13 protein-coding genes are annotated in these 16,062 nt (G+C 61.5%); 7 read left to right on the top strand and 6 right to left on the bottom strand.

What is annotated here, in order from left to right:
- The first annotated feature begins 8 nt into the window (after positions 1-8).
- Positions 9-629 (top strand): trimeric intracellular cation channel family protein, encoded by a 621-nt coding sequence (locus M0D67_RS34190; protein ID WP_168435769.1) that lies wholly within the window; start codon positions 9-11, stop codon positions 627-629.
- Between the two features lie 72 nt (positions 630-701).
- Here M0D67_RS34190 and fliD read toward each other — a convergent pair whose 3' ends face one another.
- Positions 702-2,213, bottom strand: a complete 1,512-nt coding sequence (gene fliD, locus M0D67_RS34185; protein WP_154562056.1) for a flagellar filament capping protein FliD — start codon at positions 2,211-2,213, stop codon at positions 702-704.
- Between the two features lie 356 nt (positions 2,214-2,569).
- Between fliD and M0D67_RS34180 the strand changes: the two genes are divergently transcribed.
- Positions 2,570-3,229, top strand: coding sequence for a glutathione S-transferase family protein (locus M0D67_RS34180; RefSeq protein WP_266241373.1), 660 nt, complete (start codon positions 2,570-2,572; stop codon positions 3,227-3,229).
- 112 nt (positions 3,230-3,341) lie between these two features.
- On the top strand, positions 3,342-4,259 hold the full coding sequence (locus M0D67_RS34175) for a LysR family transcriptional regulator (protein WP_154562060.1): 918 nt from the start codon (positions 3,342-3,344) through the stop codon (positions 4,257-4,259).
- 137 nt (positions 4,260-4,396) lie between these two features.
- Here the strand turns inward: M0D67_RS34175 and M0D67_RS34170 are convergent, their stop codons facing one another.
- The 4 genes from M0D67_RS34170 to M0D67_RS34155 form a co-directional block, all read right to left on the bottom strand.
- A complete protein-coding gene (locus tag M0D67_RS34170) occupies positions 4,397-5,512 on the bottom strand; it encodes an ABC transporter ATP-binding protein (RefSeq protein WP_154562062.1) in 1,116 nt (371 codons plus the stop codon).
- A 93-nt stretch (positions 5,513-5,605) separates the two neighbouring features.
- A complete protein-coding gene (locus tag M0D67_RS34165) occupies positions 5,606-6,463 on the bottom strand; it encodes a carbohydrate ABC transporter permease (protein WP_093643967.1) in 858 nt (285 codons plus the stop codon).
- Positions 6,453-7,391: a carbohydrate ABC transporter permease gene (locus tag M0D67_RS34160; protein WP_097391669.1), complete on the bottom strand. Its 939-nt coding sequence runs from the start codon at positions 7,389-7,391 to the stop codon at positions 6,453-6,455. Before M0D67_RS34160 ends, M0D67_RS34165 begins: the two co-directional genes overlap by 11 nt.
- 197 nt (positions 7,392-7,588) lie before the next feature.
- Positions 7,589-8,836, bottom strand: coding sequence for an ABC transporter substrate-binding protein (locus M0D67_RS34155; protein WP_171924994.1), 1,248 nt, complete (start codon positions 8,834-8,836; stop codon positions 7,589-7,591).
- A 533-nt stretch (positions 8,837-9,369) separates the two neighbouring features.
- Here M0D67_RS34155 and zwf point away from each other — a divergent pair.
- The 4 genes from zwf to M0D67_RS34135 all read left to right on the top strand — a co-directional run bounded on the left by zwf (position 9,370) and on the right by M0D67_RS34135 (position 15,294).
- Positions 9,370-10,833 carry a glucose-6-phosphate dehydrogenase gene (zwf, locus tag M0D67_RS34150; protein ID WP_154562066.1) on the top strand — a complete coding sequence of 488 codons (1,464 nt, stop codon included), beginning with the start codon at positions 9,370-9,372 and terminating at the stop codon, positions 10,831-10,833.
- A 196-nt stretch (positions 10,834-11,029) separates the two neighbouring features.
- Positions 11,030-11,737: a 6-phosphogluconolactonase gene (pgl, locus tag M0D67_RS34145; protein ID WP_171925046.1), complete on the top strand. Its 708-nt coding sequence runs from the start codon at positions 11,030-11,032 to the stop codon at positions 11,735-11,737.
- A complete protein-coding gene (locus M0D67_RS34140; RefSeq protein ID WP_266241368.1) occupies positions 11,715-13,631 on the top strand; it encodes a bifunctional transcriptional regulator/glucokinase in 1,917 nt (638 codons plus the stop codon). Before pgl ends, M0D67_RS34140 begins: the two co-directional genes overlap by 23 nt.
- Before the next feature lie 736 nt (positions 13,632-14,367).
- Positions 14,368-15,294: a bestrophin family protein gene (locus M0D67_RS34135; RefSeq protein WP_266241366.1), complete on the top strand. Its 927-nt coding sequence runs from the start codon at positions 14,368-14,370 to the stop codon at positions 15,292-15,294.
- Positions 15,295-15,305: 11 nt separating this feature from the next.
- Here M0D67_RS34135 and M0D67_RS34130 read toward each other — a convergent pair whose 3' ends face one another.
- Entirely contained in the window at positions 15,306-16,061 is a 756-nt protein-coding gene (locus M0D67_RS34130; protein ID WP_266241382.1) for a lysozyme inhibitor LprI family protein, read from the bottom strand.
- Position 16,062 lies beyond the last annotated feature (1 nt).

The following is a 16,062-nucleotide window of genomic DNA, read 5'->3' as shown; positions in this document are numbered from 1 at the left end:
TCCCGGTGATCCATCCGAGGCTGACGCTGGCGCTGACCATCATGGAAGCGCTGGCTATTTTCGCGTACGCGATCTCCGGTTTTATCGAAGCGAGGACCCGCCGGCTCGACGCCGTGGGCACCTTCCTCGTGGCTGTCGCGACGGCCTTCGGCGGCGGCACCTTGCGCGACGTGCTGCTGGAGCGGCGGCCCTTTTACTGGGTCGAGCATCAGACCTATCTCATCGCGATCTTCGTGATGTCGTTGTTTGCGCCAACGCTCCTGAAGATGACGTCGCGCCTGCTCTCCGAGCGGGTCCTGCTGGTGGCCGATGCGATCGGGCTGGGTTTGTTCAGCATTTCAGGCACGTCGATCGCGCACGACGCGCAGATGCCGTGGTTCACGTCGGTGATGATGGGTGTGTTGGCCGGCGTATTCGGCGGCGTGATTCGCGACGTGCTGTGCAACGAGGTGCCGCTGATTTTGCGTGATTCGCGGCCGTACGCGACATGCGCTTTTGTGGGGTGCTGGCTGTACGTGCTGCTGGACTATATGGACGTCGATACGGTTTATAGCGTGTTGATCGCTACCGCTTTTATCCTGCTCGCGAGGCTGGCGACGTTCAGGTTCAACGTCCGGCTGCCTCACTAAGCTTGTTTCATCAAACTGCCCTCATCAAAAGCGCGCCGCCCGGATTCAGGCGGCGCGCGCTTTAAAGCAGCCTTACTTGTTGGTCGCCAACGCCCCCGCACTCTTCGAGCCGCCAAACAGCGCCGTCAGGTACTGGGAGTTGTTGTTCATCGTCGCCATCAGCGTGTTGAGCGCGGTGAACTGATTCTGGTACTGCTTCGTCAACTGCGCGCTGTAATTGGCGAGCGTGGTCTGCTGCGTGGTGATGCTCTTCAGGTCGGCATTCAACGCCGTGCTGCGGGTGTCGATGATGCCGCCCGTCTTCACGAAGTCGGCAATGCTCTTGTTCAGCTTGACGCCGATGCCGTTGGTCGAGTTGAACAACGTGGCGACTTGCGCCGGGCTGCTGGTGAGCGACGTACTCAGCTTCTTGCTGTCGATGACCAGCGTGCCGTCCGCCGGATCGCCCTTCAGCGTAATGCCAATCGAAGCGAGCCCCACCGCTGACGACCCCGTGCCGACGCCCCCGCCAACGATCGACGCCAACGTATTCTTGATCGTCGTCAGCGTCGAATCGCCGAGCAGCGCGCCGCCGGTCTTCGACGACTTGTCGTACGAGGACAGCGAGTTGATGGTCGTGACGACAGTGTTGTAGAGATTGGCGAAGTTCGTGATGGCCGTGTTCTGCGCGGTCGTATCCGGCGCGATTGTCAGTGTCTGCGTGGTGCCGACCGCGGCGCTCGACAGATTCAGCGTGACGCCGGAAATTGCCGAGGTGACCGCGTTCGTGGAGCTGCTCGCCTCAATCCCGCCGATGGTGAACTGCGCGTCCTGAGCGGCTTCGCTTTGCTGCCAGGCCTTGCTGGTATCCGAAGATACGATCGTGGACGCCGCGCCGTTCGCACCCGGCGTGGAGGTTACGCCGAGGCTCGACAGGCCTGCGTCGTTCTGGACGCCGCTGGTGGACACGTTGATCGTGTTGGCCGCGCCGGTGGTGGTCGAGCGCAACACCAGGTGGGCGCCGCCCGTGCCGGTCACGATGGTGGCCGTGACGCCAGGATTGTTGCCCGCCTTGTTGATCGCATTGGCGATGCCGCTCAGCGTGTTGTTCGTGCTGTCGACCGTGACATCCATCGACTTGGCGCCGACCGCGATGGTCAACTTGCCGGTGCCCAACTTGGCGGTGGAATCGAACGCCGCTGATGACAGACTCTGCGACGCAGCGATCTGCTTGACGTCAATCGAATAGCTGCCGGCGACCGCGCCGGGACCCGCCTTGGGGTCCATGCCTTTGCCGCTCGCGGTGGCCCCGAAGGTCGACAGGGTGGTTCCGTCCGAGAGACTCTTGATCGCGGCCTGCAAGGCGTTCAACGCGGAACTCAGGGCGCCGTACGCGGACAAGGTCGTGGTATCACTCGTCTGTTTGGCCTTCAGCGCCGCCGTCTGGCCAGCCGTCTTCGCATTCACGAGGGCCGACACCAGCGACGCCACGTCCATCGTCGAGTTGCCGGTGGAGCCATTGATAATCGATTGCGCCGCTTGCTGCACCTGGTTCTGCGCGTTGGCAGTCGCGCTGTTCACAGACGTCGTGGTGATCGTTGACATGCAAAGGCTCCGTGCGTCGAGTTATTCGTTATTTATTGCGTGACGCCCCGGTGGTCTTTCTGATTACGGCGGCAAACCGGCTACGTCGCGGTCACGTCGATTTCTTACAATTTTTTCAAATGTTACACTATGTTTCTTGAAAGTTTGTGACGTTTTGTCGTAACAAATCGCCGCGCACAGGCTTTTTCTAGCGTCCGGTCTTTGCCGGATTCGGACCAACATTCGCCTTCCACTAAAATTTTCTGGGCTGTCGCAAGGTTGTCGATTCCCACCGCTGCCGTTCGTCGTCAGGTAAACGGCCCCTCCGGCCGTCAGCGCGCCACAGCGCTCCTCGCAAACCGCCCTAGGTGACCACGATGACCCTGAAGCTCTATGCCCACCCCTTCTCCTCCTACTGCCAGAAGGTGCTGACCGCGCTTTACGAAAACGGCACGCCGTTCGAACTGCGCCTGCTCGCGCACGACGACCCGCAGGTCATGGCTGAGTTCGCCGCGCTCTGGCCGATCAAGCGCTTTCCCGTGCTGGTCGACGGCAGCCGGACCGTGGTGGAGGCGAGCATCATCATCGAGTATCTCGGCCTGTATCACCCGGGTCCGGTGCCGCTTTTGCCGGCCGATGCCCGCACCGCGCTGGAAGTGCGCAGCATGGATCGCTTCTTCGACAACTACATCTCCACGCCTCAGCAAAAGATCGTGTACGACAGTCTGCGCGCCGAGCCGGAGCGTGATCCGCGCGCCGTGACCGAAGCCCGCGACATGCTCGACACCGCCTACGGTTGGCTCGACACGGTGATGGCCGGGCGCGAATGGGCGGCCGGCGATGCGTTCAGCCTCGCCGACTGCGGCGCCGCGCCGTTCCTCTTCTACGCCGACTGGACGCATCGCATCGGCCCGGCCTTTGAGCACGTGCTCGCCTACCGGAAGCGGCTGCTGGCCCGGCCATCGTTCGCACGCGCAGTCGACGAAGCACGCCCGTATCGCCCGCTGTTCCCACTTGGCGCGCCTGATCGGGATTGATCGTACGAACCCGGCACGGACCCGACATAACCACGCGAGCGCGCCAACACTATTTCCAAGCGATACACTTCACTTCGAAACCCACTTCCGCCCATCACTCATAAGGCAAAACATGGACCGTTTCGAAGCGATGGAGATATTTACGCGTGTGGTCGAGGCGAACAGCTTCACCAAAGTATCCGAGTCGCTCGACCTGCCCCGCGCCAAAGTCAGCCGGACCATTCAGGCTCTGGAAGAACACGTCGGCGTGCGGCTTCTGAACCGTTCGACGCGGCAGGTCAGCGTCACCGAAGACGGCGCGCTGTTCTACGACCGCTGCGTGCGCATCCTCGCCGAAGTCGCCGATGCCGAGTCGTCGCTGTCGAACAAGCGCGAACATCCGAGCGGCACGATTCGCGTCGATACGTCCGGCACGCTCGCCCGAGCGTTGCTGCTGCCCGCGCTCGACGACTTCTACCGGCAATACCCCGAGATCGACGTGCGGCTTGGGCTGGCGGATCGCAATATCGATCTGATTCAGGACGGGGTGGATTGCGTGATCCGCATGGGCACGCCGGAAGAGTCGAGTCTCGTCGCGCGGCGCATCGGCGAGGCGCGGATCGTGACCTGCGCGTCGCCCGCCTATCTGGAGCAATTCGGCACGCCGACCACACTCGAGGAGCTCAGCGAGCATCGCGCGGTCAACTACGTTTCCGCGCGCAGCGGCAAGACCTTTCCATTCGAGTACGAGGTGGACGGCGAGATCGTCAAGGTCACGTTGAAGAGCGTGCTCGCGGTGAATGACGGCAGCGTCTACATCAGCGCGAGCGCGCTCGGCCACGGCATCATCCAGCCGTCGCGCTTCATGGTCGCGGATCTGATTGCGCAAGGCGCGCTCAAGGAAATTCTCACGAACTACACGAGCCCCGGTACGCCGCTGTCGATCCTGTACGCACATCGCCGCAATCTGAGTTCACGGCTGCGCGCCTTCACCGAGTGGGTCACCGAGCTGGCGCGGAACAATCCGGATCTGCGCATCAAGGACGTTTGACGTCACGTCGCGGAGCGCCATGCTCCGAGCCCACTGCAACCCGATCCAAACAGCACCTGGCAAATGAAAAAAAGCCCCATGCGTCTCGCAACGCATGGGGCTTTCTTCAAAGCGGATCGCTCAGCGAATTACCCGCCTCAGGCAATCCGCTCTTCATTAGTCGGATCGAACAACACCGCCTTCGACGCATCGAACAACAGCGTCGTATTCGTCAACGGCTGCGGATTCGAGGCCGGGTGCACACGGCTCACAATGCGCTTGCCGTTAACCTGCGCGAACACCAGCGTGTCCGGTCCGGTCGGCTCGATCACGTCGACCTTCACTTCGATCGGCTGCAGATTTGCGTGGTCGCCATGCGCACCGCGTGCGTCGGTGATCCGCTCCGGGCGCAGGCCCAGAATCACTTCACGCCCCACGTGCGACTTCACCTTGGCTGAGTCGAACGGCAGGTTCAGCACGCCGCGCATGCCGCCCGTATCCAGTTCGATGCCCACGCCCGAACCCTGCTCCACCAGCTTGCCCTGGATGAAGTTCATCGGCGGCGCGCCGATAAAGCCAGCCACGAACAGATTCGCCGGCGAGTCGTAGATTTCCTGCGGTGCGCCGAACTGCTGGACGATGCCGTCTTTCATCACCGCGATGCGGTCGCCGAGCGTCATGGCTTCGATCTGATCGTGCGTCACGTAGACGATCGTCGTGCCGAGGCGTTGATGCAGCAGCTTGATTTCCGAGCGCATTTCGATGCGCAGCTTCGCGTCGAGGTTCGACAGCGGTTCGTCGAACAGGAACATCACCGGATCGCGTGCGAGCGCACGGCCCATGGCCACGCGCTGACGCTGACCACCGGAGAGCTGACCCGGCTTGCGGTCCAGCAGGTGTGTGATCTGCAGCGTGTTCGACACGCGGTCGACGATCTGCGCCTGCTCCTGCTTCGGCACCTTGCGGATGCCCAGGCCGAACGAGATGTTCTCGCGCACCGTCATGGACGGATACAGCGCGTACGACTGGAACACCATCGCGATGTCGCGATCTTTCGGCGAGAGGTTGTTCACCGTCTTGCCGTCGATCTGGATCTCGCCCTTGGTCACGGTTTCGAGGCCGGCGATCATGTTGAGCAGCGTCGACTTCCCGCAGCCCGAGCCGCCGACGAGAATCAGGAACTGGCCGTCTTCGATGTCGATGTTGACACCCTTCAGAACCGGCACCCCATTCGGGTAAGTTTTGTACACGTCACGGATGGAAAGGCTTGCCATGCTGTGAATCCTCTTGTCTCTGGTACTGCTTGAAAACTCTGGTCGGATGACGGCGGCGTTTCCCGGAAGAAGCGCCACCGCGATGCGTATGGTTTAGCCCTTGACTGCGCCCGCCGTCAGACCGCGCACGAAATAGCGGCCGGCGACGATATAGACGAGCAGCGTCGGCAAAGCGGCGATAATCGCGCCGGCCATGTCCACGTTGTATTCCTTCACGCCGGTCGAGGTGTTCACGAGGTTGTTCAGCGCCACCGTGATCGGCATCGAATCGACACCGGAGAACACAATCCCGAACAGGAAGTCATTCCAGATCTGCGTGAATTGCCAGATCAGGCACACCATGAAAATCGGCAGCGACACCGGCATCAGAATCTTCGTGAAGATCGTGAAGAAACCGGCACCGTCGATCCGCGCGGCCTTCACGAGTTCAGCCGGAATGCTCACGTAGAAGTTGCGGAAGAACATCGTGGTGAAGGCGATACCGTAAATCACGTGCACCACCACCAGACCGGTTATCGAATTCGACAGGCCGAGCAAGCCTTCGAAACGCGCCATCGGCAACAGGATCGCCTGGAACGGAATAAAACAGCCGACCAGGATCATCGTGAAGATCGGATCCGCGCCGCGGAAACGCCAGTGCGTGAGCACATAACCGTTGAACGCGCCGATGATCGACGAGATCAGCACGGCCGGAATCACCATGCGCACGGAGTTCATGAAGAACGGCTGCATGCCGTCGCAGCGCACACCCGTACACGCACCGCTCCATGCCTTGATCCAGGGGTCGATGGTCCAGTGCGTCGGCGGCGTGAGCAAATTACCGGTGCGCAGTTGGTCGACATCCTTGAACGACGTGGACAGCATCACGTACAGCGGGAACAGGAAATACAGGGCAAACAGAATCAAGGCCGCATAAATGACGGCACGGCTGATCGTCATCTTAGGCTGCATTGCGCGTGCTCCTCGATTCCAGATACATCAGCGGCACGAGCACGGCCACAACGGTGGCGAGCATCATCATCGACGATGCCGCGCCGACGCCCAGCTGCCCGCGATTGAACGAAAACGTGTACATGAAAATAGCCGGCAGCGATGAAGACGTACCCGGACCGCCCGCGGTCAGCGCGACGACCAGGTCAAAGGTCTTGATCGTGATGTGGCAGAGAATCAGCAGCACGGAGAAGAACACCGGACGCATGCTCGGAATCACGATCTTGCGATAGATGGTGGGCAAGCCCGCGCCGTCCATCTGCGCAGCCTTGAAGATTTCAGCATCTACACCACGCAGGCCCGCGAGGAACAGCGCCATCACGAAGCCGGTGGATTGCCACACCGCCGCGACCACGACGCAGAAAATCGCCTTGTCCGGGTCGCCGAGCCAACTGAACGAGAAGCTCGTCCAGCCCCAGTCGTGGAACACCTTCTCGAGGCCGACGCTCGGCGTCATGATCCATTGCCACGCCGTACCCGTCACGATGAACGAAAGCGCCATCGGGTACAGGAACACGGCGCGCAGCGCGCCTTCATTGCGGATCTGCTGATCGAGCAGGATCGCGAGGAACAGACCGAGGCCGATACAGATACCGATAAACGGAATGCCGAACCAGCCGAGGTTGGCAGCCGAAGTCCAGAACACATCGTTATCGAACAGTTCGCGATAACGGTCGAGACCGACAAATTCATAACGTGGCATCAGTCGCGAATTCGATAGCGACAGAAAGCCGGTAATGGCGATGAAGCCATACACGAAGATCAGGCTGATCACGACGCTGGGTGCGAGCACCAGCTTCGGAATCCAGCGATCGGCAAGGGCCGCCATCGGCGACGTGCGGCGGGTCACGGTGGCCGTTTTCCCGTTTCCGCTGATAGAAGCAGTCACTACTCGACTCCTGCTGAAACTGTACCGCCGGGGCGCTCACTCACGAAAGACGCGAGACCGGGACGGCATAGGTGTGACTCGATGAAACCAGGGGTGAAGTGTCTCGCCCTAAGTAACGCAACGGCTGCAAGCAATCCGAAGAACGCGCCCGGCACCCACGAGGGGAACCACCAGGCGCGCCACTTCGCTTACGTCACTTACTTGGTCTTCGCAGCCTTCGCGAGCGCGGCAACCGCGGTCTTCGAATCTTGCTGCGAGTTCATGAACTTCGTGACCACGTCCGAGATCGCGCCGGCTGCTGCATCCGGTTGCGCCATGCCGTGTGCCAGCGAAGGCACATAGCCGCCCGACTTGATCGCCACTTGTTCATCCGCGTACGACTTCTTCGCGCAGTCGTCGAACTTGGCCATCGACACGCCCAGACGAACCGGGATCGAACCCTTGTTCAGGCTGAACTGTTCCTGGAACTCCGGCGACATGATCGTCTTGGCCAGTGCCAATTGACCCGGCGTTGCAGTCTTCTGGCCCTTCTGCTGGAAGAACACAAACGAGTCGACGTTGAACGTGTAAGCCTTTTCCGTGCCCGGAACCGCAGCGCAGATGTAGTCCGAGCCCGCCTTCTTGTCGGCGTTGGCGAACTCGCCCTTGGCCCAGTCGCCCATGAACTGCATGCCGGCCTTGCCGTTGATGACCATCGCCGTTGCCAGGTTCCAGTCACGGCCCGTGCGGCCCGCGTCGAAGTAACCCTGGATCTTGCGGACCGTGTCGAACACGCCGACCATCTGGTCCGACGTCAACGTCTTCTCGTCGAGATCAACCAGCGCCTTCTTGTAGAAGCCTGCGCCTTGCGACAGCACCACGTCTTCCCACAGCGTCAGGTCTTGCCACGGCTGACCGCCCATCGCGATCGGCTGGATGCCCGCGGCCTTCATCTTGTCGGCCACCGCGAAGAACTCAGGCCACGTGGTCGGCACCTTGCCGCCTGCCTTGTCCAGCGCTGCCTTGTTGATGTACAGCCAGTTCACGCGGTGCACCGAGAACGGTGCTCCCACGTAGTGACCGTCCGCGTGCATGATCTTGTCGATTTCCGGCGGCAGGTTCTTCTTCCAGTCGGCTGCGGCCGAGTCGATCGGCACCAGCACGCCTTGCGAAGCCCAGTCCTGGATCAGCGGACCCTTGATCTGCGCAGCGCTCGGCGCGTTGCCCGAGATCACCTGCGTCTTCAGTGCCGTCATGGCAGCCGCACCCGCGCCGCCAGCAACCGCGAAGTCCTTCCACGTGTAACCCTGCTTCGTCATGTCGTCCTTGAGGACGCCGACGGCTTTCGATTCGCCGCCCGAAGTCCACCAGTGCAACACTTCGATCGACTCGGCAGCTTGCACAGCCGAGACGCCACACATCAGACCTGCGGCGCACAAAGCGCCCATGATCGCGCGAAATTTCATTGCTTATCTCCTCCAGACACCTGAACAAAAAACAAATGGCCCCTGATGTCGCCAGGGTGCTGTGGTTGGTTCAAACAGGCAAAACACTGGGCGATCGAGCACGGTCGGGCGCATGCGTTAAGGCATGTGCCGGCGGACCGATATCCGGCCGCTGGAAGCTCAAGAGATGAGTGGTTCGGGATGCAACTGACTGTCTCCTCTTTTGATTTTTGCCTGCCCGCGTCGCGCGCGGCAGACTCGAGGTGCCTTGCACGTTAACCCTGACGCCAGGTTAGCTTTCCGGCCTTCCGTAAGGGCTGCCGGGGGCATGCTGGCACGTGCTCGCACGCAATGTCCGTTAACATGAAGGGGACGCCTGCCGATTCGGGAAAACGCGCATCTAGCCTCACAGCGCACGCTTTTTTCATCGAATTAGCGCTACCTCTTGATTTGGATTGTAGTTAAACTACAATTCAGTGTCAAAAAATATTTTATCGGACTACGGTCGCCCTTTTTCGGTCCCCACGGCGACCCCAGGATATCGACGGAGACACATGCAAACCGATTCAAGCTTCACCTTCGTTCTCTTCGGCGGAACCGGCGATCTGGCCATGCGAAAGATCCTGCCGGCACTGTTTGAAGCGCACCGTGCAGGCGGCATGCTGGCCGACAGTGGCAAGATCGTCGCGGTAGCACGGCATGTGGCTGATCGTGCTGCCTACATTGACTGGGTCAATGAGCACGTCAAACCGCACGTGTCGAAGAACGGTGTGGATGAAACAGCATGGGCGAGCTTCCTCGACCGTATCGAGTTCGTGAAGATCGATCTCGGCAACCCCGAAGACTTCACGCTGCTGCGCGACGCCTTGAGCGGCCGCCCCGGCATTCGGGTGTTCTATCTGGCCACGGGTCCGTCGCTGTTCGTGCCGATCTGCCGCGCGCTCGCGTCGGTGGGGCTCAACGAAAATTCGCGCATCGTGCTGGAAAAGCCGCTCGGCTACGACCTCAAGTCGTCCAACGCAATTAATGATGCAGTCGGTGAAATCTTCGCTGAAGAACAGATCTACCGGATCGACCACTACCTCGGTAAGGAGCCGGTGCAGAACCTGCTCGCGCTGCGCTTCGGCAATGTGCTGTTCGAACCGCTGTGGCGCCGCGAATGGGTGGAAAGCATTCAGATCACGATTGCGGAAGAACTCGGCGTGGAAGCGCGCGGCGACTTCTACGACAACACCGGCGCGTTGCGCGACATGGTGCAGAACCATTTGCTGCAACTGCTTTCCATCGTCGCGATGGAACCGCCGCATTCGATGGATTCCGACTCGGTCCGTGACGAAAAGCTGCGCGTGCTGCGCGCGTTGAAGCCGATCGATCCGCGCGATATCGGCAAGGTCGCCGTGCGCGGCCAGTATCATGCGGGCGTGATCCGCGGCAGCGCGGTGCCGGCGTATGCCACCGAGCCTGGCGTGAAGACGGACAGCACCACCGAAACCTTCGTTGCGGTGAAGGTGGAAATCGAAAACTGGCGCTGGGCCGGTGTGCCGTTTTTCCTGCGCACGGGCAAGCGTCTCGCGGATCGCGTCGCCGAGATCGTGGTGAATTTTCGTGCGGTGCCGCATTCGGCACTCGGCGCGTCCGCGTTGCGCGGCGGTGCGAACCGTCTCGTGATCCGTTTGCAGCCGAACGAAACCATTCGTCTCTACTGTCTCGCGAAGCAGCCAGGCGAAGGCATGAACCTCGCCAGCGTCCACCTCGACCTCGCGTTCGACCGCTTCTTCCGCGAAGGGCAAATGGAGGCGTATCAACGTCTGCTGCTCGATGTCATCAACGGCCGCCTCGCGCTGTTCGTGCGGCGCGACGAGCAGGAAGCGGCATGGCGTTGGGTCGAACCGATCCTCAACGAATGGGCTGCTGCCAACAAGCCGCCCAAGCCGTATGCAGCAGGCACGTGGGGGCCGGCAGCGGCGAGCGCGATGTTGGCGCAGCACGGCACCTGCTGGCTCGAAGAAGAGAATTGAATCAACTGAATTACGGCGTCGTACCATGCGCGATCCCGATCGAAGCACGGCACGGCGCCTGCAAGACCCACCGACGAACTGAACGGAATGGCGCCGGTATCACGAAGGCGCCTGCAAGTCATCCCACTTGCAGGCATCGCGTGAGAGCAGCATGGCACGTTCCGCAGATCTAACAAGAAAGCAGCACGGAGGAGAAGTGATCGAGCTTCACGCTTTCGACGATCAACGCGCCCAATCCGACGCGTTGGCGAAGGCGGTTGGCGACGCGTTACATGCGTCGCTCGCCGCACAGACGGCTACGTCAACCAACGACGCGCGCCCGGCAATGCTTGCAGTGTCCGGCGGCAGCAGCCCGCGTCCGTTTCTGCAGACGTTGTCCACGCAATCCTTCGACTGGGCGCGCATTGCCGTGACGCTGGTCGACGACCGCTGGGTACCGGACACGGACAGCGCGAGCAATTCGCAACTCGTGCACGACACGCTGTTGCAGAACGCCGCAAAAAATGCTGCTTTCTGGCCGCTGGTCGATGCCACGCAAGACCTGAACGCGCACGTTGCCGCGCTGAACGCCGACGCGCGCTTTAGCGCCGTGCCGGACGTCGCGATTCTCGGCATGGGCGAAGACGGTCACACCGCGTCGATTTTCGCGGATGCGCCCGAATGGGACTACGCGATCGCCACCCCCGAGCGCTTCGTTGCCGTGCATCCCGGCAGCGCACCCCATGCGCGTGTGAGCTGGTCGCTCTCCGCTCTGAAAGAAGTTAAGCACCTGTTTTTGCTGATCGCAGGACCGCGAAAGATGGACGTGCTGAATGCCGCCGCCGCTTCGCTACAAAAAAATGCCATCTCGCAGTTGGCAAACGACAAGGGAGTGAGACTCGATGTCTACTGGTGTGCAAACTAAGGCTGTTCCGGGCGCGGGCCAGCACGCCGACGGACCGAGGCTGCTCGCCGACATCGGCGGCACCAATGCGCGTTTCGCGCTCGAATACAGCCCGGGCGAAATCGGCTCGGTGCAGGTCTATCCGTGCGCGGACTATCCGGGCGTTGCCGAAGTCATCAAGAAATATCTGAAGGACACCAAGATCGGCCGCGTGAATCACGCGGCGATTGCGATTGCGAACCCGGTCGACGGCGATCAGGTCAGCATGACCAATCACGACTGGAGCTTTTCGATCGAAGCCACGCGCCGCGCGCTCGGCTTCGACACGTTGCTGGTGGTGAACGACTTTACCGCGCTGGCCATGGCGCTGCCCGGCCTGACCGACGCGCAGCGCGTGCAGGTGGGCGGCGGCGCGCGCCGTCCGAACAGCGTGATCGGCCTGCTCGGCCCGGGCACCGGCATGGGCGTATCCGGCCTGATTCCCGCCGACGACCGCTGGATTGCGCTCGGCAGCGAAGGCGGCCACGCCACCTTCGCGCCGGCCGACGAACGCGAAGACATCGTGCTGCAGTACGCACGCAAGAAGTGGTCGCACGTCTCGTTCGAACGTGTGGCCGCGGGTCCCGGCATCGAAGTAATTTACCGTGCGCTGGCGGGCCGCGACAAGAAGCGTGTGTCGGCCAACGTCGACACAGTCGAGATCGTCAAACGCGCGCTGGATGGCGAGCCGCTCGCGGCCGAATCCGTCGACGTGTTCTGTGGAATTCTCGGCACCTTCGCCGGCAATATTGCGGTGACGCTCGGCGCATTGGGCGGCATTTACATTGGCGGCGGCGTCGTGCCGCGGCTCGGCGAGTTCTTCTCGCGTTCGTCGTTTCGCAAACGGTTCGAGGCGAAGGGCCGCTTCGAGGCGTACTTGCAGAACGTGCCGACCTACGTGATTACCGCTGAATACCCGGCGTTTCTGGGTGTGTCGGCGATTCTCGCGGAGCAGTTGTCGAACCGCGCGGGCGGCAGCTCATCGGCCGTGTTCGAGCGGATTCGCCAGATGCGCGACGCGTTGACGCCGGCCGAGCGCCGCGTGGCCGATCTCGCGTTGAATCATCCGCGTTCGATCATCAACGATCCGATCGTGGATATCGCGCGCAAGGCCGACGTGAGCCAGCCGACGGTGATCCGTTTTTGCCGCTCGCTCGGCTGCCAGGGTTTGTCGGATTTCAAGCTGAAGCTGGCGACGGGTTTGACCGGCACGATTCCGGTGAGTCATAGCCAGGTGCATCTGGGCGATACCGCGACGGACTTCGGCGCGAAGGTGCTGGACAACACCGTGTCGGCGATTCTGCAGTTGCGCGAGCATTTGAATTTCGACCAGGTCGAGCGGGCCATTGATCTGTTGAACGGCGCGCGGCGGATCGAGTTTTATGGGCTCGGCAATTCGAATATCGTCGCGCAGGACGCGCATTACAAGTTCTTCCGGTTTGGTATTCCGACGATTGCCTATGGCGATCTGTATATGCAGGCGGCGTCTGCTGCGTTGCTTGGCAAGGGTGATGTGATTGTGGCCGTGTCGAAGTCGGGACGTGCGCCTGAGTTATTGCGTGTGCTGGATGTCGCCATGCAGGCGGGGGCGAAGGTGATTGCCATTACGTCCAGCAACACGGCGCTGGCCAAGCGGGCTACTGTTGCTTTGGAGACCGATCACATTGAGATTCGCGAGTCGCAGTTGTCGATGATTTCGCGGATTCTGCATCTCGTCATGATTGATATTCTTGCCGTTGGTGTGGCGATTCGGCGCGCTGTGCCTAGCCCCGATGTGGCTGAGACGGTCGCTAAGGCGCGACAAGGCGCGGATGATGATGCTACTGCTGTGCTCGATTGGTTAAGTCATGGGGCGGCTTCTTCGCCGCGGGATTAAGGGTTGTTTTTTGGCCTTCGCGGCGCTTTTGTCAGTGTTCTTGGGGCGTTGGCCTTTCCTTGATTTGTTAGTGGTCTATTAGCGTTGCCCCTGTGCGGGGCGGCACCTACTTCTCTTTGCCGGCTGCAAAGAGAAGTAGGCAAGAGAAAGCAGCTTAAACCGCTAATGCTAAGTGGGCACCGTGGTCTGCTACGGGTAGTGGTGCATCTGGAATCTGTGTTCGTGCACGTGCATACGCCAGTGACAAGGGCGTCATACTTCCGGCGGCGCTGCGCGCGCCGAAGTGTACTTCTTAAAACCACCCGCTACGTTTTGACGCTCGCGCCTCGCCGAGGCGAAGCCGACGGCCCCCCACTGACCTCAACCGAAGCCCGTGGTTTCCCCTGCAGACCCGTCCGCGACGCACGCAGTGCGGAGTGGGAGCTGATGAGTCCTTTGTCACAAGCGCTGAACGCGCGAGAACACGGATTCCAGATGCACCACTACCCTATGCAAACCACGGTGCCCACTTAGCAGGAGTGGTTTGAGCCGCTTTCTTTGCTTATCTTTCTTTGCGGCGGCAAAGAAAGTAAGTGCCGCCCCGCACAGGGGCAACGCTAATAGACCACTAACAATTCAAGGAAAGGCCAAAGCCCTAAGAACACGGACAATGCCGCCGCCAAAGGCAAAAAAAACCATGGTCCAACACCTTTAGCGATAATAGAACCCCACCCGCCGAAGGCAAAAACCCGCTGCGATGATCATCCGCCCCCACCTCCATTGGTTCCGCATGCTGCTTGCCTGGAGAGGCTCCGTCCTCCCGCAACTGCTGCCGAGGCTATTCCTGATTTTCTGCATCGCGATCGTCGCGGTAGCCGCCCACGACCACCTGCTGCCGGTCTCGCTCAATCTCAATACCACCGCCCCATTTTCCCTGATAGGCATAGCGTTGGCGGTCTTTCTAGGCTTCCGGAACAATGCCAGCTACGACCGCTGGTGGGAAGCCCGCAAGCTCTGGGGCCAGTTGCTGAACGAGTCCCGCTCGCTCACCCGCCAGGCCCTCACGCTGCAAAATAAACAGTTGCCGAAGGAAGACATCAAGGAGTTCGTCGCCGCCCTCAGCGCCCTCCCCCATGCCCTGCGTCACCAGCTCCGCAATAGCGACCCGCGTGAAGATCTCGCAGCACGCCTGCCCAAAGCGCTTTTCGACCGCGTCATAGCGTCGCGCTACAAACCGGCAACACTGCTGCTGTTTCTCGGCGAATGGGTGCAGCGCCACGCACAAACAGGCGCGATCGATCCGATGGCGGTGCTCGCTTTCGATCGGAACCTGAATGGCCTGTCGGATGTGATCGGCGGTTGCGAGCGTATCGTGTCGACGCCGCTGGCCTTCGCCTACTCGGTGATGATTCACCGCACGGTGTATTTCTTTTGCGCGTCCCTGCCGTTCGGACTGGTCGACAGCATCGGCATCTTCACGCCGGTCTTCGCAGTGTTCGTCGCGTACACCTTCATGGCGCACGAAGCGATCGCCTCGCAGATCGAAGAGCCCTTCGGTACCGACGACAACGACCTCGCGCTCGAAACAATGTCGCTCGGTATCGAAGACGCCATGCGCGACCTGCTAGGGGAGCCGGCACTTGCGCGGCCCTCGTCGCAAGCCGAAGCCTACCTGCTCACGTAAGCCGCGAACACTCAGTCGTTGCCGACCGTCTCCGACAAGCGCTTGAGCGTCGCCACCCGCGCACCGATGATATCGATACGGCTGCCTTCGTCGATCACCGGCGTGGCGGCGTTGAGATACGCGCTCCAGGCCTTTTGGGCGCGCGCGAGCGTCGGACGCGAGCGCGCCGGCATCTTCGATTGCAAGCGGCGGTAATAGCGGTTCAGATCGAACATCGCGTGTTCGCATTGCGCGTCCGCGGTACAGGCGCGCGGAGGGCGCGGTGGGTCCCCGCCGCCGGCGCTGGTCCTGGCCAAGGCGCTGCGCAGCGCAAGCGCGCGGTCACGCACCGGCTGTAATTGCATATCGGCTTCGGCCAGCACATACATCGAGCCATGCGTCGTCGCGAACACGGCCGCCAGCAACTGCTTCTCGACATCGCGCGAGGCCAGCCAGCTTGCCTGGCTCTTTTCCCATGGTTTGCGTTGCGCCGGCGGCAACTTCGCCTGAAGCTGCTGCCACGCGCCGTCCAACGCGGCCTTCCAGCCGATCCGCGCGGTGTCCATGCACTGCACCTGCCCCGCCGTCGACGACATGTCACTGCGCGCAAGACAGGTGCGCATCGACGCGTCGATCGGGTCGGCAGCGGCGACTTCGGCATGCGCCGCCGAAGGCATCACACCGAGCGCCACAGCAAGCAGCCCCACCGACAGCGCCGACGTCAGGGTCAGCGCGCCAAACGCGCGCCGCCAGCCGTCAGCGCCCAGCAGGGACTTCACCCCCCACATC

The sequence above is a fragment of the Paraburkholderia sp. SECH4 genome, from assembly GCF_030511745.1.
In the GTDB taxonomy this organism is placed as follows: domain Bacteria; phylum Pseudomonadota; class Gammaproteobacteria; order Burkholderiales; family Burkholderiaceae; genus Paraburkholderia; species Paraburkholderia madseniana.
Note: the sequence above shows the minus strand (reverse complement) of the source record. Positions and strands in the feature narration are given on the sequence as shown.